Here is an 18,075-nt window from a genome sequence, read left to right as displayed (position 1 = left end):
CTGACAATGAATAACAAACAAAGGCTCCTTTACCCCAAAATATATTTCTGACTACATGTAGATTGGCAAAACATCACCCCAACTGCGGGTCAGTCTTCGAATGGCTTCCAGTCTCGACGCGACCCGCAAACTGACGCACAAATTTGGTATTCTCAGCATGTACCGTAATATCATACCAACCATGGGTTTTATGAGATTCCACAATCCACTTCGTAGATTTCCCTGCTGCAAGTACAATAGATTTCTTCCAAGTGCTGTAAGCATTATCTTCTACATGTACTTGAAATGATTTTTTCCCTTTGTTATGGACCTCCAGTACAAGATTACCAGTCAAAATACCTTTCTTCCCGATTTCATATGTCGCACCAACAAATAAGGGTTCTTCCTGTCCTTTAAATCCGCGCATAAAACCATTAGGTCCGTACACCGTCAAATCGTAAAGGTGATCTTTAAAGTCCGCCAAATTCCAGTCAAAGCTTAGTTCCTGCCCAGCGACAACTGCAAATGGCCAAAATTTCACACCTTCCTTATAGCTCGGTCCACTATAGACATTAAAAGGACTGTTTAGCGATTTACTACCAAATACCTTATTGCCAACTTCTAGTGTCAGATGAATCTGATTGTGTTCCTTAGCAAAAGAGTCTTTGACATAAAGCTCGTAAGCCAACGCGCTGGAGTTTTTCTGACCTTTCTCCTGTCTTGCCAGTAAAGTGGAATGACCTTTAGACCGCAATCCTGCTACATCCTCTTTCGACCAAACATGAAAATTATTGGGCAATGGTTTCGCTTTCGCCTGATCAATCGCATAAATCTGCTGATTCCGATCAAGGAAAGGCAAATTAACAGCATTCGATCCTTCAGCTTTCCGAAATACCGATGTCAAATCACCTGTGATGGCCCGGCGCCACGAACTGATATTCTCCTCTTTCACATGCTTGCCCAACTTTTTTTCAAAGAAATGCTCCATAAACTGAATCGTCGATGTGATATCGCAAATCTCCGAATTGACCCAACCGCCTTTTGACCAAGGTGACGCTACAATTAAAGGCACCCGATAGCCCAGCCCCACCGGACCTTCCGTTGCATTACCTTTTTCTTCACCATCGGCAAGCTCCTGTGCTAAACTCACATATTCATCACTATAATCCAATTCCGCCGAAGTTTTTCCGGAACTACTATCTGCTGGATTAGGTGCTACAAAAGGAGGAATATGGTCAAAATAACCATCATTCTCATCATAGTTCAGAATAAAAATAGTTTTCTTCCAGACTTCTGGATTCTCTGTCAGAATATTCAAAAGCTCCGATACATACCAAGCACCGTACATAGGGGCGCTCGGATGATCTGAGAAGCTTTGTGGTGCTACAAGCCAAGACACTGCGGGTAACTTTCCAGATTTCACATCATGTCTAAATTGATGTAAAACATCTCCTTTAGGAACTCTAATCTTTTCACCTTCATGTGTCACTACGCTTGTCTCGCGATAGAAAGAATCACCCTCATTCGTCTGGAAAGCCCTTTCATGCAAGGCACGCTGCTCTTTAGGAAGCTGCTGAAAAGCATGATCCGTAAGACGTGCCAAATGTTTTTGGTAGCTATTCAGCTGCTCCTGCTTCTGCTTAAGCTTATTCTTTGTTTTCTGGACACTCTCAGAGCTATTATTCGCTAATGCCTTTTCTAGTTCTTGAATCTCCGCTGGTAATTCTGCCACACGTTTACGCATAAAATCAAGATGGCTTTTCTTGAATTCAATATGATATTGCGCAAACCACTCCAAATTATTGTCCGTAAAATTTCCCAACAGATCCTCACCGTCTAAGCCGCTTTCTATGCTGACTTCATTTTGGTAGACTTTCCAGGAGATCCCTGCTTCTTCCAAGCGCTCAGGAAAAGTTTTCCAGTGGGCCCAACGGTTAAAATAGATATCTGAATTCCGCACCAATGGTTTAGCCCCCTTATGTGGCACACAGGTTCCCGTCCAAAAGAAATGCCTATTGGTTGTTGTACCTGTAATAGATGAACAGAAATGCTGGTCACAGATGGTAAAGGCATCAGCCAATGCATAATAAAAAGGAATATCTTCACGTGTATAATAACCCATGGTCAAAGGAATCTCTTTCAGGACCTTTCCCCCCGGACGCTTCGCTTCGATCCAGTTATCGTGTTTTCCCTGATTACGGGCTGCCATCTGATTTTCCCAGGAATGTGGTAAATTCCCGGTCCAGGCAGCATTTGAGTTTTTGATATCCAGTCGGAATGGCGAATAGGTCTTACCTGCAGCCGACGACTGCAACCATACAGGGTTACCACTAGGCAATTTAATCGCCCGTGGATCATTGAATCCCCGAACCCCACGAAGTGTTCCAAAACTATGGTCAAAAGACCGATTCTCTTGCATTAATAAGACAATATGTTCGGCATCTAAAAAGGTACTTCCTGTTATAGGTTCAATCGCCAATGCACGCTGTATCGCATCCGGCATGGCATTTTGCAAACCAAAAACACCGGCTAACAATGAAGCCTTCTTGATAAAATCTCTTCTGCTATCCATAAATAAACTTGTTATCTCTCTACTAAATCCAATGGTCTAAAGCGAATATATCCATTCGCTATCGTTTTTAATGTAACGTTTTTAACAAAAAGACCCGCAAACGATTGATCTCATTTGCGGGGATTGTTTTTTTTTCGAAGGACTTATTTCAAAAGCCACATCAATTGGTTGATCTCATCCTTACCCCCATATTGGCGGGCGAGCGCTTCATCCAGATTTTGTCCGTTATAGTTGTACTCACTCGCTGGATAGCGCCAACGAACAGGTATTTTGGTTGGATCATCCGCATTTAAACTGGATGCGGGGTTGATTTTCCATTTTGGGTAGCCTGTACGACGATAATCGTAGTAGGGATTTATTCGTCCTTGCAAGAAACTAGCTAAATACTTTTGCGTCATAATTGCCTCAATCTGCCCTTCTTTAGCAGCAGGGAATTGATTACCATAAGAAGCAATAGCACTGGCGATATAGGCCCCATCCAAAGGCATATTGTGTGTGTATTGGCTCGTATTTGGGGTGTTTTCAGCAATGAATTTCATTGCTGCCTCAATACCTTTTTTATACCAATTGACTGAAGACTCTGTAACCCATCCTCTTGCAGCTGCTTCAGCAATTACAAAACATAGATGCGCATAGCTGTACTGTTGTGTCGGTTCGCCACTTACTAGCTCGGTATAGCGATCATTCAATTTAGAATAGTCGTTTTTCTTCTTCAAGTCCGCAATATCGCCAAATGCCAATGATGGATCAATACCAACATATGCATCGAAATCACTCACTTGCTTGCCATTGGCAATTTGCAAAGCTGATGGATTTGCATAGAAAAATAGCCTTCTATCTTGATACTGCTTCAAACGATTGATAATCTCCGTAGACACAACGGGATAAATAACGAAACTATTACTGATTTTATAAAAAGGATAGGTTTGACCACTTTTATCCGAGCGTACTAACTGAAAATTATCGGCATTCGCTGTGAATATAGGCTTGTTCGTTAGAATCGATTGAAACCGTCCCTTTAAATTCAAGTCTGCATCAGCTTCCTTTTTGCTCAATTGGATCAGTACATTTAACGCAAAACTGTTGACGAGCTTTCTCCATTTTGTTATATCTCCACCATACATCGGATCGCCTGCAAATTTTGCTCCGCTTGCAAAAAGCTGATCTGCTTTTTCTAATTCATCAAGAATACCCAAAAAGACTTCCTTTTGGCTGTCGTATTTTGGAAAATATGTTTTGTCAGACTCCCCTTTTAATGCTTCTTTATAAGGTATATCTCCAACACTCATGGTAGCCTCATAAAATTTTACAGCCCTAGCGAAATACATTAATCCATTGTAGGAATTTGCTAACACATCTGTCGAAGCATACTGTCCCATAAAGTGAGCATCATTGATTGCATTCATCGATATACTCCCTTCACCGAATCCGTTATATTGATACCCTTCAACTAATTCCGTCCATGCAATCTCCTTTGTTAATAAATAGGGCTGCATAAATGATTTCTGAGTAGGCTGGTTCGCTAAATTTAATATGATACGAGTCGCTAACATCGAAGAATTCACTTGAACAGGAGTTTCCGGATTCGTGTTTATCTCATCAAATTTTGAACAACTTGCCAATGAGATTAAACTCCCCATGGCAATATATATACACATTTTTTTCATTTTCATCTTAATTTCACTGGTTTTTAGAAAGTTACATTTAAATTAAAACCTATGTAACGCATAGATGGCGAGTTCAAATCTTCTGAACCAACATCTGGATCAGAAAAACGGTATTCTTTTGTCCAAAGAAGCAAATTCTGCCCAGTAACACCGACACTGGCACGCTTAGCTTTAAATTTAGATGCTAATCTCTCAGGGACGCGATAATTGAGCGATAGCTCGCGAAGTTTAATAAATGTCTCATCCCAATAATTACGTCTTCCAGAATACGCAGATTTCCAATAGGTCTCATAAGAAACTACTTTATCATTATCTGCAAAAACACGCGTATCTTCTGCAATTTGTCCGTATTTATCATACGTAACCCCTCCTGAAACGATCTTCACACCAGGTGCAACAAACGTTTTATTACCATTAACAACCTCTTCGTAACGATATGGATTGTCTGAATCAGGATGTGCACCAGTCTGCCATAAACGGGCGTTCATACCTGAATAAGACATTCCTTTTATTCGACCGTCAACACTCAAAGAAAGCGAGAAGTCTTTGTAACGAAATTGATTTGTCAATCCACCGAACCATTTTGGTGCAGTATAACCATACAACTGAGCAGCATATTTTGCAGATATTGGCATTCCCGAGGCGTTATTAACAATCTGACCGTCAGGTGATCGTTCCCAATCCTTTACGGTAATATAATCCGTCCTAGCTCCCTTTTTAACGTATAATGCATCTGCAGAATAAACGGGATCAAGCTTGTGGAAGAATTCCAGGTTTTGTGACATATTTAAAATAACATCCCATTGGAAATTCTCCTTTTTGATAGCAGCTGTACCCAATGTAATTTCATGACCTTTGGTCATTTTCTCCTCTTGCGTATTAATTAACCGCGAAGTAAAGCCTGATGAACCCGATATGGTTGCATAAGTTGTTACATTATGTAATAAACGATAATAGCGGGTGTAATTACCATAGAATCGATTTTTCCATAATCCAAAATCAAAACCGAACTCCGTCAAATCGCGCTGCGTAGGTGAGATGGAGTAATCCTTAATTGAATTCGGATAAGAAGCGGTTGGTAATCCATCCCACACATTATTGCTAATTGTAAAGGCCTGGTTTATTTCATATGGAGAAGGTACTGTCTTCGTAACGGCCCAAGATCCACGGATTTTAAACATATCCAACCAAGCCGGCTTATTCCCTATAAGATCACTTATGACTATACTACTTGAAACTGAAGGATAAAAATAGGAACGTTGTTCTTTAGATAAAGCCGAAGACCAATCGTTACGTCCTGTCGCTTCTACAAACACAGCATTACGCCAGGAGACAGAAAGGCGTCCATAGGTGCTGTTGACCATTTCTTTTGTTTTACTTTCAACAGTCGACACTGGATCAATTGAGTTTCGAAGTGAGTAAAATCCTGGAATCGATAACCCATTGACTGTCGTAGCTGTAACGGCATTGTCACGTCGATAAAAAAGAGCACCGCCCAATAATCCGTCGAAGCCAAAATCACCAACTTTCTTTTTCGCTGTAAAGATTACGTCATTTGTTGTACTAAAACCATCTTGATTTTGCATCCAATACTTTCCTTTACTGTCAAAGCCGGAATATCCGCCCCTCGTACCATAAATCCCCATTGGATTGCGTTGCTCTCGTCTTTGTCCATAATAATCATATCCTGTACGTACCATAAGTTTTCCCCAATCAGAAACCTTATAATTTAAGGTCAAGGCAGCGTTCATCTTATTAACCAGCTCAGGGGTAACTTTCTCATAGGCCGTTAAATAGGGATTATCATACCAAGCTTTATACATCCAATTTTGAGATTGATCTTTAATCAACCAATAATCTTTGTAATCCTGCAAATTATATTCAGGCCCAGTCCACACGAGAATATTATAAATGTATCCCTGATCATTATATCCTGCGCCAAAATTACTTGTTGCTGAACGACGGTTATAGGCAAGCCGCGTTTCTATATCGACTTTTTCGCTGATCTTAGTCTGCCCAGCAACAGACATATTTGTCATATTCAGCTTTTGGTTTGGATATTGCCCTTTGTTATAGATATGATTGATCGATGTTCTAATACTTCCGTGTTCCCCCTGATTGGTAAAACTGACGGAATTATTGGATATAAATCCCGGCTCAAGGAAATTCTTAAAATTGTCCTTGCCTCGGGAAAGCAACTCCATCTCTTCCAGTTGTTTTGTCTGTGGGTTCCATTGTTTGGCTGTACGCCCAATATCCAGTTTATCTCCCCACACATAATCATCATTATTAAACTTCCCCCCCTCACCTGAAGAATACCCATGTTGTACCTCGGGCAAAGCTAGATAACCCGAAAAAAACATGTTATTGCTATTGACGGAGATCTCCGTTCCTTTTTCCGCAAGTCCCTTTTTTGTCGTAATCATAATGGCGCCACCAGCCCCCATGCTACCGTACAAGGCCGTTGCGGTTGCACCTTTCAGCACGTTCATATCTTCGATATTATCTACCGGCACATCACGTAGGGTAAGATTTTCATAGGCGACACCATCGATCACCAAAATAGGCGTTAGTCCCCTTACTTGGATTTGGGGTGTACTGTTAAACTCCGTACTGTTCAAAACACGGACACCCGAAATACGTCCGGTCAATGTGGTTCCTACATCAACCCCCTTTACACGCGTCAGATCATCACCTTTAATGCTTTGCGTTGCATATCCCAGTGCTTTTTGTTCTCTCTTTATACCCAGTGCCGTTACAACAACTTCACCAAGCTCTTCGGAAGATTTGCCTAACTTAATAACATCGGCATTTGAAGCGGATACTTCACTTGTTTGATAACCAATATAGGAGATCAATAAAATAGCATCGTCTGCCACATTGACAAATCGAAAAGTGCCTTGCTGATCGGTCGTTGTTACTTGTGCACTGCCTTTGACACGTACCGTGACTCCGGCAATAGGCTGCCCCGTTTCTTGGTCGACAACCTTACCTCGGATCTCTTTGGCAAAGTTAGAAACGGGCTTGTCGTTTTTAACCTTAGTCTCGTTTCCGGTTTTTCTCGAGATCACATAAAGCTTCTCATCAATTTTTTTGACTTTAAGATTTCCGTCTGAAATTGTCTGGATAAATTGAACGATTTGCTCCTTTTTCAATTTATCAAGGTCAGCGGCTTCATTGATCTTTTGGTTCGAGATCGAAGCATCATAACCAAATTTGACGTTGAATTTCTGTTCCATTCGCGTGAGGATTTTCCCGATTCCTTCACTGGTAGAAAATTGTGAGGCCATGGTATGAAGTGCGAGCGACTGAAAGAGCAGCGCACTTCCCATAAGTTTTAAATAGTAATTGGTTCTTTTCATAAATTACTTTTTATGGATAATTGTTTGATTAAATGCAGTATTGAGCATCTTAAGAGACTTTTCCAAATCGCTAGCCGGTAGATAACCGGTATAACTTTCAGTCCGGAAAGAATCGATTAACTCGAGATGACTATCGGGATAAAGATTATTTAGATCGGCTACAATCTGCGCGAGTGGAACTTGATTAAATGACAAGAGATCACTTTTCCAGTTCGATGCGGTGCTTGTATCCGCTTTGGCTACATCAAATTGTCTTTGTCGCACATCATAGGCGACTTTCTCACCGGGACTAACAACAGAATATTGACCATCGCGCGAAACGCGTACTTTACCATGATTCAACACGAGACTGCTCCTTCCTTCAGAACAATTTAAATTAAATGCGGTGCCTAATACGCGAACATCAAAGTCGCCGGAACTGGCGATTACAAAAGGTTGTTTAGCATTCTTAGCTACCTCAAAAAAAGCTTCCCCCGAAAGCTTGATCCGACGTAAACTGTCTGTATCAAAATCTGACAACAATTTAATATGTGCACCTTGCCGAAGAGAAACATGTGTACCATCGGGCAATACAAGTTGCTTAACAAATTTTGTCGGATTGGAATAATGAACAATTTCAGAAACTTTATTAATCTCCTGTTGGCCCTTAAATTCAAATTGGAAGAGGCTGGCAAGACCGATCAACAGTAAACAGGCAGCGGCGGAAATGACAGACCAGCGTCTTTTCCAAATAGGTATTAAGCGCGGAGTCAATGACGTACCTGTAATCGTAAAGAAGATATCCTCTGAAGCCGTTTTATTTAGCTCACAATCGCGATTATCGAGCGAAACGACTTCCTCGACATCTGGAAGTTCATCCCGATCACAAGAAGTCAATAAATCAAGAAATATAGCGTTTTCCTCGGGACTAAGTTCTCCCTTAAGGAATTTTTTGTATAAAGCAGCAATTTTGGAATTCATCATCTATGCCCATCTTTAAATACATATACGTATCTAGATGACCGAAAGACGATGCAGCTCTAAAAAATTTTTAAAAAAATCAATAGGGCTATTGAAATCTCAAAATGATCGAGAATATATTGCCGAACAAACTTGTTGCCTTTAACCAATTGATCGCGGACGGTATTAACGGAAATCCCAAGCCTATCCGCAATTTCCTGATTATCCAAAAACTCCTCTTTACTCAACAAAAAGATTTCGAGTCGCGATTTTGGGAGTTTTGAAATGGCCTCACGATAAACTCGTTCCAAATCTTTAAACCGAATAGCTTCCTCATTCGAATTGTCTACCAATTTGGTCTGATCGATATCTGCAGCCTGAAATTGGAATCTGATCTTTTGTTTCCGCAACTCGTCAAACACAAGGTTCCGCGCAATCGTATAGAGATAAGACTGCGGATTTTTATTTTCATCTAATTCCGCCCATTTTTTCCAAATTCGGGAGAATGCTTCCTGGACTAAATCTGCGGCAGCTGATTCTTCTTTCAGGTGTAAATAAGCATATTTATACACTTTATCCTTATAAAGTAAAAAGAACGCTTTAAAATCCAGGGCATTATTATTTTCAATAGGCATTCTTCATCACTTATAATTGATCCTACAAGTTTAGTGAGAATTTTTTAAAATATACCCATGAAACACACATCAGATATGAACCATAAATCACAGTTTCACAACTATTAACACGTTAATTATAATGAATTCACATTAAATTAACACGATGGGTCATTGGAGCTTCATTAACAATATTACGATCACTGAATCATGTCACGTTATACATCCTGGAATAAGCTGGAAATAAAAAGAGGCTGTCTCAAATTTATTTGGGACAGTTTTTTTGTTTAAAAAGTCTATGAGATAGATTTGTGTGTTGTTTGTTGGTTATTTGAAAAAGACTCATATGGAGGGGAGAAATGAACAAAAAGTAGCTTTTTAGGCTGCTTTTTTTCTTAGATTTTGTGCTATTGCCAATAATCCCCATTCTATGGACACTTTTTCTTTACCCCGGAGCATAAATCTTCGGAACCCATGGTTCTGTTTAATGTTTGCAAAGACAGGTTCGACGTCACAACACCTCTGTTTTCGTTTAGCTACACCTACATCGCTGTTGAGCAATTGGTATGCCCTGTTCCTGTAAATCTCAAGTTGCTTATTCACCCCGATGATCCTATTTCCCTGTGATTTGTGACAGGCGCCATTCAACGGGCAGTTTGTGCAGTTTTTTGCCTGATACTTTTTGATTTCCTGCCGGAAGCCTGCGGAGGTCTTTTGGCTAAATGTACCTATACAATGCATTTCCTGTCCCATTGGACAGATATAGCAATCTTGTGAAGGATTATAATGTAATTTATCTACAGAAAATGGTTTCTTATCCCCACAGCTCTTTTTCTGTCCTTTGTCAAACATACCATATTTCACATAGCTCTCAATATTTTTTGCTGCCAGTAATGCATAGTTTTCTTCACTGCCATAACCGGCATCCGCGGTAAGGGTTCCCGGTGTTTTTCCAAAGCTGTCCTCATGTTGTTGCAAATGACCGGATAATGTTCTGGTATCTGTGGGATTGGAATGTATGGTGTAATTGACGATGTATTGATTGGACGTGGATATCTGGATATTATATCCTGGTCTGAGCTGGCCATTTTTCATATGATCCTCTTTCATCCGCATAAAGGTGGCATCGGGATCTGTTTTGCTATAACTGTTTCTGTCTCCCAGAGTAGCTTCCTGCTCTTCATATTGTACGATCTTCTCTGGATAGTTTTTGGTTACATAACGCAACTTTGCCTTCATCTTTTTATTTACCGAAGGTTTGTCGGATAAGACTCTGTTCAGCTTATCGACCGTAGCCCGGACTTTTTCGCTGTCAATTGTCGTCAGATCGGGAGGATCCGGGAGGTTGTCCTCCGACTTGGCAATACTTTGGGCGTAGTCCCATATATCTTTTAAGGCAGCTTTCATCTTTTCCTTATTGGTATGGATAGCTTTCTTCCAAACGAAAGTGTATCTGTTTGCATTAGCCTCTATCTTGGTGCCATCGGTGTAGACATCTTCTATGCTTAACAACCCTTCTTCGGCCAGGAGCTTAACAACTTCTTCAAATACACTGCGAAGTGCTTCTTTTAAGCGGACACCACGAAATCTGTTGATGGTATTGTGATCGGGATAGCTCATGCCGCTCAGCCACATGAAGTTGATATTCTCCCGGCAGGCTGTTTCCAGTTTCCGACTGCTGTAGACATTGCTTACATAGCCAAACACCAGAACCTTCAACAGCATTTGCGGATGATAACTGGAACAGCCTTTTATCTTGTAGGCATCCAAAAGACCCTGTATGTTGATACGGTTGATCACATCGTTAACAATACGTACCGGATGTCCTTTGGAGACCAATTCGTCCAAAGTTGGGGGAATTGCCATAATCTGATCCTGATAGTAAGGCTTAAAAGTAGGTCTTTGAGATGACATATATCTTTTTTTGAAATATAAATATATGAAAATCAATTAATTAAATCAAATTAAATATCATGAAATAACATAAAAAAGAGGCTGTCTTTTTGAGACAGCCTCTTTTGTCCTGTAATTTTATAGCAGACTACGCAAGCTATTTTAGCAACGGAAATGGCCCTAAGAAGTAAGTCCCGCGTTTATAGAAACGGAGGAAGAAATCAAGTACTTCATTGTCCACAGGGAAAAAGAACTGCTTATCCACTTCAGCCTTGAATAAATTAATATAATACTTAGGCAACTCGCTTGGAAAGAAATCTTCAACCAAAAGATTCAAAAAATACCGAGCGAAAGGCACTTCATTTTGATTGTCTTTCTCCACAAAATTGTTATTATCCAATGGAAAAAATTCTTCTATGCCGCCGAATACTTCCAAACCAGTTTTAGGATTAAAGAAAACAGTGACTTTAGCATCCTCCGTAAGATCTAGATTTGATTCAGGAAGCGGTGATTCTTCTTTACTGGGATATTTTTGCTGATATTTCTTAAAAAAATCAGTTGCAAATTCTTTTACTTCTTTTCCTTCCATAAACGCAACTGCTGCCTTATGTTCTGCTTGGAATAATTTGCCCATATCTTTCAGCTGCTTTTCAGTTTTCTTTAAGCTCTTATCCTTTCCATTCAAAGCCTCAATACGATACGTCATCTCATACTGCTCAGGTAAATCAAAATTTACTTCGTTGGGGTTAACAACGGTCATGATTCCTGACAAGTTCCACGCGTCTTTCCATGGCACAATTTCCATATAGAAAGATAAGGTTTCTGTCGGTTCAACAAATTGCTGTATGGAGTCCTTAAAGATTTTAAACGGAGTTTTTGTACCGATATGCTTTACATGCACATACAGCTCGTCTGTCTTTACATATTCGAAAAAGCTATTGATGCGGTTACCTAGCGCTTTGACAATACGGTATAGCGCATGTTCCTTTCCTACCACCTCAGCGACAAATTCAGAAGCTTTCAATGCAAACAAATGCAGTCTATAATTATTGAAGTGGTTGTCTCGCACACGATAGATCATTTGTTGTAATTGATTTTGATCGTGTTGATATCGTCCAATTTCAGCAACCTGCATCAAATGATTTAGATTGGTATTATATTCGCCCGCCGTCAGATAATTTGTAGCAACGAGTTTTTCTATAAAATTGCGGACTTCAAAATAACTCGCACCTTCATCCAAAACATATTCTAACTTTAACTTCTCATTTTCAGGCGCAACCTCATAATGCTCTTCCAGAATTGAATAGGCTAAATCTGTAATCAACTGAATCAAACGTCCACGGGGATCGATAAAGAGATGTGGATTACGTTCGCTGAAAAACAACCAAGTCAATACAGCAATATCTTCGCTATTAATATCTTCGGTGTAATAATCTGTCAAGGCATCATCCGTATAGAAAGGTAGAAGTTGATTGTACAGTTCCTTATGGATTGTTCTAAAGGCAGAAAATATTCCTGTTTTTGCGATAACATCTTCTAAGTAACAGGTCAAATAGATACTCAATGTTTTCAAAGCATCTGTATGGATAAGATCATTCGTTTCTTGCTCTTCAAACCAAAGCGTAGATAAACTATCGTTGATTTCATTTGCAACACGTAAGTAATAACTATCTATTTCGTTTGTTTTTTGATAAGTATGGTGTGCAATCCAATCTTGAATAAAAATTCTATTTCCTCTCATATGAAAAATGCTAAAACCAAAAGTAGCCAAATTTTCGAAATATCCATACGGGCAGATATAAACATCAATTAAAATTGTCGACTGCAGCAAAATCCACGGCTCGCAACACAATACACTTTATCATCCGGGGAGGGTAATTTGCGACCATAGTATGCTGAGACACCTACAAATAACGTAATTGAAGAACCTATTTAAGTTAGACGAATAGCATTGCCGCAAATAAAAAAGAGAGATACAATTGGGTATCTCTCTTTTTTATTAAAAGAGTTCCGTAAGCTACCCTGTAGCAATCACATTCTTACTACTACCAAAATGATCTTGCAACGTGGGATTTAAGATAGTGCATGTTTTCAATAAATCACGTACCGGATATTTGGCCACAACATCTTCCAGAGCCGCCAAATGACGTTCGTGATGTACATCTGTTCCTACAAAATCGTACATCCCAGATTTAATCATAGTCAAGGCTGTAGATTTCACTTCAACACCATAATAACGACTAATCGAGAGTAAGTTCAACTGCAACATACAACCTGCATCCTTGATTTGCTTATACATGTTGAAATTGTAATGATAGTAATTATAACGCTCTGGATGTGCCAATATAGGTTGATAACCTAGATTTTGTATATCCAATATCGTTTGAAATAGCGCTTTGGATTCTTGTAAATAAGACATCTCAATCAATACATAACCACCTGGCATCACACATAACTCATTCGATTGGATGAGATTTGCAATACCGTCATCAATCATATGCTCTGCAGCAGAATGGATTTCTGGCATATTGGGAAGCCCCTTCATACCAGCTAAAAGTTCATCCTTAGCCGCTTCAATCGTACGAATTGAATTTGGATGTACACCATCCATAATATGCGGTGTACAGACATATTTCTCAAAGCCCATCCTTCCAAGTCCTTTCAACAAAGTCAAGGATTGCTCAATAGATTGACTTCCATCGTCTATTCCAGGCAGAATATGGTTGTGCATATCCACTTCCAAGAAGGCCAATTTTCCCACTACCTTTACTTTTGAATCTTGAGTTTTTTTCCCAAACAGTTTTGAAAATATCCCCATACTGTGATGTATAAATCGTTTAGTTTGTCTATTAAAGTAATTTGCTAAATACCAAATGTACCATAAACAAGGCAAACAAACTTAATATTATTTTAACATTATGAAAATATAACCATAATATTACAAAATTGATCAAAACAATAGTGCAATAAATTTGTTTTGGTCGTTTTTTAGTTACTTTTTATTTAATTCTGTAATAATCTGATCCATTAAATAACTGATTGCTCCATCGCCTGTTTGAGGTAGCCGGGTAGACATTTCAACTTCAGCGCGGCTGCCTACGATTCCTTTGGAAGTAATTGCAGTACTGCCATACTGATTGAGTTGTGTCAACATCTCTTCCCATTGTTTTCCTGGTGAAACACCCATTTCCTTTAACATTTCAGGCAGCTTTTTTAAATCCATCGCCGCCGACATCTTATTTTGCTTCATCAGCTTGACGAAATCTTTGTTTGTTGGACCGCTCATCTTATTTTGACGGATGTCATTTAAAGACAGTGAATCATTACTGACCATCACCAAATCCTCCTTTAGAAGAACATACATTGGAACATCCACATTTTTCTTGGTTGAAAATGCATAAATACCATCATGGACTTGGCCAACATGCTTTGAAACAGCCATTTCTAAGCCTTTTTTGATCAAACGCTGATCCTTTGATGTAAACATCCAAATAAATACTGGAAGTGTTTCTTCTTTGGTCTTTTTCACTTCAGTTGCATTGTAATCATCGTCATAAGTATAATCGATGTAGTCTTTCTTGAATTTACGAAGACCGTTAACCACTACAAGATGGTCGCCAGGCATTACTTGAGCAATTGCTTTTTCATCTAGCGCAATTTCGAGCGCCATCATCCCCCATTCTAAAACATCTTGTCGCGGCCCCAGCAAACCGCCATAATACTGCGCCATATAGGCTGGCATCTCTTTCAGATAAGCTTCCGAATTAATATTTACATTAAAGAAACCTAAAGTCTTTTCAGTCAAATATTTACTAAACTTAGAATTTGGCTTTTTAGCATACATTCTTCTGAACATCTCAGCAAGCCCTTTATCCAATCCAACAGAACCTTTTAATTTCAGCACACTTCCATCTTGCGCTAAATCCAATATACCATCTTGATAGCCGGTCTTGAACTTATCCAGCTTAATTCCCATGTAATAATAAGGAAGTGAGGTATACGGAGTAAGGCTACGATAAAGATCCTCTACACGGGGAACATACAAGCGAATAAGTCCCATATTTTTCTGAACTTTCTCCTGATCAGCACTTGATAAGGACTTATAATTCCCTACCAGCAGCCGGGTAGTTTCGTTCAACAACCACTTTTCAAGTAAACCACTGCGGATAGAATCATTTTTTCGATTTTGATCTTCATATGCTGTATAAAGTGAATCATAGTAACTCGGGTCATGCATTTCAACTTCCTCACTCCCGACAATATCCACTACCGGCGGCTGAATTTCTGCAGCAGCTAACTCAACGGTATCCGGTTCTACATTGATAGCAACAGGAGGCGATACCTGCTCAGGAAGCTTTACAACCTCATCCCAAACGACAGCCGCTGAATCCGTTGCCACCGTTGTAGTATCTGCCCAGGCGTCCTCGTCATCGGCCGGCCGTGCAATATACTCTACCTTCTTAATACCATACCGGTTAGCGATGGAATCAGTATCCCAAAAAGTTGGATTTGCTGTTGCCGAAATAAATCGAGCAATATGATCGTTATACACCAACATGCTCCCCGCTTTGAGACTGACGCTACTATAGCCATTAGAAAATGCCTTTGGTTCACCAGCCGCATGGAGAAGTTGTTCAAATTGCCCCTTATTGTTCAAAGAAAATAAGAATTCCGTAAAACTAATACTATCCGTTTTCCTGGTATAAAAATAAGCAGGCTTAGAAAGATCAACGCCCAAATTTTTGATATCATTGTTCGCAGAAATACCAGCCTTTTCAAAAAAACCCGCTTTTTGAAGCAGCTCATTGAGTTTGTTCGCATTTGCTTTCTGTACAATATCTTTCAGGTTGAAAGCAGCAATGACTTCCACATCTTCGGGGACCTGTTTGATTAGGTCCTGCGCCTTAACGCTTGCCCCGAAAGACAAACAGGCGAATGCAACTAATATAATTTTTGATTTCATTTTATAAATAATTTTTCAGCTGAACCAGACTTATTGTTCATTTGCAATGTATGTACTGAGCAGGTCTCGGTCTTCACGATATTATCAGGTTACTTTGTTAGTGTAATTTTATTTGCCAAGCTCGATTTACCATACACCAAATCCATAAAAGGTAACTTTAGCAATACCCCTTTTTTATTTCCTGCAACCTTTGCCAAACTGTTTCCCTGAGAGATTACAGGCTTTTCAAAACGTATGATCTGTGTATAGAATGCGTCTGCAAACTGGGTTGTATTATCGCTTCCCAACTGATTGAACTTTGCTCTCCACTCATTGGAAGCCACAAATTTGCGTTCAAATACATGAGATTGTGTATGATAATAATATCGGTTCGAATTCGATATCTTCGTTTTAAAACGGTTTGCCAAGATATCCGAAAAAGCATTCAACGATTCAATCTGGCTAAAATCACAGGAAATATTGACAATGTAATTGGTAAAGTCCGTCTTGTACGCTACATTAGAAATACCTTTAGTCTGCTTCAATAACTGAACAGCTGATCGAATTTCCTTCTCCATTTCGGCTTGAGAAGGTATCCGGATTCCCTTTATACTTTTCATCTTCATTAAGGAAGACACCTTTGTCTTACTTTTACTCAAATTTAATGTCGCCGCAATATGCCCAGAACCGTCTGATTTTAAATCAATCTGCTCAACAAAATCAAAACAGCTTGACAATGTCAAAGTCATTAAAAAAGCACAAATTACTCCATAGAATCTTCTCAATTTTCTTTTTGCTTTAAATCCATTCATTAGAACTCGGTACGATTAATAATTTGTCAAATCAATATATGTTTTACATTAGCAGCAATTATTGTGCTATTTTTTCTTATTGACAAAATTATTAAAGTCGCGAAAGCATTTCACTACCTGAATTCAGGGAAAAATGAGAATTTATATAAAGCCTACTCCTTCACGAAAGAGTTAAAGCCGCTATCTTTAGACCATTGGAGTGTATTATAATAGGGATGTATCCACTTATTTAAATCATTAGGGACATAACAGGACAGTCCGGAATACCGTAAAATGGGTTTACCCAGAAACGTGGCGGTATTCGCCTTATAGATAATCAATTTCGAAACTGTAGCCTCGATAGCTGTTGTCTCGGAGGGCGAAATATTTTGATGCACAAAATCGAGAAAATCAAAACCAGCAGATAAAGACTTCTCGTCAAAATCCAGTCGCTGTAAATTGTCGCGATATACTGTTGTCAGTGGCGATTTATTCAGGGCAATATGGAAATTGTTTGCAAGATCCGACCAATAGGCATTATTCACTACAGTTATCGTAGCAGACTGATAGAGCCCTGTTAACTGATTATAAAAATTAAAATATGTTGCCGCAGCAGACATCAGCCCCCGCTCAAGATTAGGATCAAACAAATGTTTCAAGACCAAATGATAAGGCATACTAGTGGATAACACTTCCGCTGGTGAAGCAATCGTATATTTAGCTTTTTCCCGAAGCTGATACAAGACTTCCACACTCGCCATGGAACAGGCATCGAACATTAAAAAATCAAGCCCAGAAGGAATAACCGTTTGCAGATCCCTGAGTTCAGTTTTGCTTCCCCTGTCTTCGTTAAAAGACATCAATTTGACACCAACATTTGGCAGCCAGTTTGTTGCATGTGACCATAACACAAGCCCTACTGGACGACTGCCTGCATATGCATTCATGGTCAATAGGATTTGTTTCATTACTTCGGGGCTTGCCGAATCTTGATCCCCATATGATTTGATGACCGTACTTCTTATTTCTGGACTTTGATCGGCTACAATTTTGTAGATTTTGGGCGTGGTGCCCGCCAAAGAGGCATATACATAAACATCGGCGTCCAATCCAACCAACCCCTCTTCCATTGCATTGATGCTGTTATAAGCATCTGAAACCAGGTTATTATTGGCACCAATATAAACCAACAACACACGGCTATCGCTCTCCATTAACTTGTCTTTTTTGTCATTGCAACTATTTAACAAGGTCATAGATAAAATAGACGATACCATCAATACGCGGAACATAATCAAATTCATAGTAAAAACACT

General features: G+C 39.5%; 11 protein-coding genes. All 11 read right to left on the bottom strand.

Annotated elements, in window-relative coordinates; translation table 11 throughout:
• Nucleotides 1–73: 73 nt before the first annotated feature.
• On the bottom strand, nucleotides 74–2,551 hold the full coding sequence (locus VXM68_RS06965; protein ID WP_294187044.1) for a phosphocholine-specific phospholipase C: 2,478 nt from the start codon (nucleotides 2,549–2,551) through the stop codon (nucleotides 74–76).
• A 143-nt stretch (nucleotides 2,552–2,694) separates the two neighbouring features.
• Complete coding sequence (locus tag VXM68_RS06960) at nucleotides 2,695–4,224, bottom strand: SusD/RagB family nutrient-binding outer membrane lipoprotein (RefSeq protein WP_367210879.1); 1,530 nt, start codon at nucleotides 4,222–4,224, stop codon at nucleotides 2,695–2,697.
• 17 nt (nucleotides 4,225–4,241) lie between these two features.
• Nucleotides 4,242–7,580: a SusC/RagA family TonB-linked outer membrane protein gene (locus VXM68_RS06955; RefSeq protein ID WP_367210878.1), complete on the bottom strand. Its 3,339-nt coding sequence runs from the start codon at nucleotides 7,578–7,580 to the stop codon at nucleotides 4,242–4,244.
• Nucleotides 7,581–7,583: 3 nt separating this feature from the next.
• Nucleotides 7,584–8,543: a FecR family protein gene (locus VXM68_RS06950; protein WP_367210877.1), complete on the bottom strand. Its 960-nt coding sequence runs from the start codon at nucleotides 8,541–8,543 to the stop codon at nucleotides 7,584–7,586.
• 56 nt (nucleotides 8,544–8,599) lie between these two features.
• A complete protein-coding gene (locus VXM68_RS06945) occupies nucleotides 8,600–9,154 on the bottom strand; it encodes an RNA polymerase sigma factor (RefSeq protein ID WP_367210876.1) in 555 nt (184 codons plus the stop codon).
• A 357-nt stretch (nucleotides 9,155–9,511) separates the two neighbouring features.
• Nucleotides 9,512–11,047, bottom strand: a complete 1,536-nt coding sequence (locus tag VXM68_RS06940) for an IS1182 family transposase (RefSeq protein ID WP_367209531.1) — start codon at nucleotides 11,045–11,047, stop codon at nucleotides 9,512–9,514.
• Between the two features lie 136 nt (nucleotides 11,048–11,183).
• Nucleotides 11,184–12,767, bottom strand: coding sequence for a DUF3843 family protein (locus VXM68_RS06935; protein WP_367210875.1), 1,584 nt, complete (start codon nucleotides 12,765–12,767; stop codon nucleotides 11,184–11,186).
• Between the two features lie 276 nt (nucleotides 12,768–13,043).
• Nucleotides 13,044–13,844, bottom strand: a complete 801-nt coding sequence (locus VXM68_RS06930) for a tyrosine-protein phosphatase (RefSeq protein WP_367210874.1) — start codon at nucleotides 13,842–13,844, stop codon at nucleotides 13,044–13,046.
• A gap of 174 nt (nucleotides 13,845–14,018) precedes the next feature.
• On the bottom strand, nucleotides 14,019–15,989 hold the full coding sequence (locus VXM68_RS06925) for a DUF4836 family protein (RefSeq protein ID WP_367210873.1): 1,971 nt from the start codon (nucleotides 15,987–15,989) through the stop codon (nucleotides 14,019–14,021).
• Between the two features lie 89 nt (nucleotides 15,990–16,078).
• Nucleotides 16,079–16,780: a hypothetical protein gene (locus VXM68_RS06920; protein ID WP_293953244.1), complete on the bottom strand. Its 702-nt coding sequence runs from the start codon at nucleotides 16,778–16,780 to the stop codon at nucleotides 16,079–16,081.
• 152 nt (nucleotides 16,781–16,932) lie between these two features.
• A complete protein-coding gene (locus VXM68_RS06915) occupies nucleotides 16,933–18,063 on the bottom strand; it encodes a clostripain-related cysteine peptidase (RefSeq protein ID WP_367210872.1) in 1,131 nt (376 codons plus the stop codon).
• Between the last annotated feature and the right edge of the window lie 12 nt (nucleotides 18,064–18,075).

It is taken from the genome of Sphingobacterium sp. R2, assembly GCF_040760075.1.
GTDB lineage: Bacteria > Bacteroidota > Bacteroidia > Sphingobacteriales > Sphingobacteriaceae > Sphingobacterium.
Note: the sequence above shows the minus strand (reverse complement) of the source record. Positions and strands in the feature narration are given on the sequence as shown.

What these genes read in the sequence shown, in the direction of transcription:
- VXM68_RS06965 (WP_294187044.1), bottom strand. Translation starts at nt 2,551, where the DNA reads ATGGATAGCAGAAGAGATTTTATCAAGAAGGCTTCATTGTTAGCCGGT.
- VXM68_RS06960 (WP_367210879.1), bottom strand. Translation starts at nt 4,224, where the DNA reads ATGAAAATGAAAAAAATGTGTATATATATTGCCATGGGGAGTTTAATC.
- VXM68_RS06955 (WP_367210878.1), bottom strand. Translation starts at nt 7,580, where the DNA reads ATGAAAAGAACCAATTACTATTTAAAACTTATGGGAAGTGCGCTGCTC.
- VXM68_RS06950 (WP_367210877.1), bottom strand. Translation starts at nt 8,543, where the DNA reads ATGATGAATTCCAAAATTGCTGCTTTATACAAAAAATTCCTTAAGGGA.
- VXM68_RS06945 (WP_367210876.1), bottom strand. Translation starts at nt 9,154, where the DNA reads ATGCCTATTGAAAATAATAATGCCCTGGATTTTAAAGCGTTCTTTTTA.
- VXM68_RS06940 (WP_367209531.1), bottom strand. Translation starts at nt 11,047, where the DNA reads ATGTCATCTCAAAGACCTACTTTTAAGCCTTACTATCAGGATCAGATT.
- VXM68_RS06935 (WP_367210875.1), bottom strand. Translation starts at nt 12,767, where the DNA reads ATGAGAGGAAATAGAATTTTTATTCAAGATTGGATTGCACACCATACT.
- VXM68_RS06930 (WP_367210874.1), bottom strand. Translation starts at nt 13,844, where the DNA reads ATGGGGATATTTTCAAAACTGTTTGGGAAAAAAACTCAAGATTCAAAA.
- VXM68_RS06925 (WP_367210873.1), bottom strand. Translation starts at nt 15,989, where the DNA reads ATGAAATCAAAAATTATATTAGTTGCATTCGCCTGTTTGTCTTTCGGG.
- VXM68_RS06920 (WP_293953244.1), bottom strand. Translation starts at nt 16,780, where the DNA reads ATGAATGGATTTAAAGCAAAAAGAAAATTGAGAAGATTCTATGGAGTA.
- VXM68_RS06915 (WP_367210872.1), bottom strand. Translation starts at nt 18,063, where the DNA reads ATGAATTTGATTATGTTCCGCGTATTGATGGTATCGTCTATTTTATCT.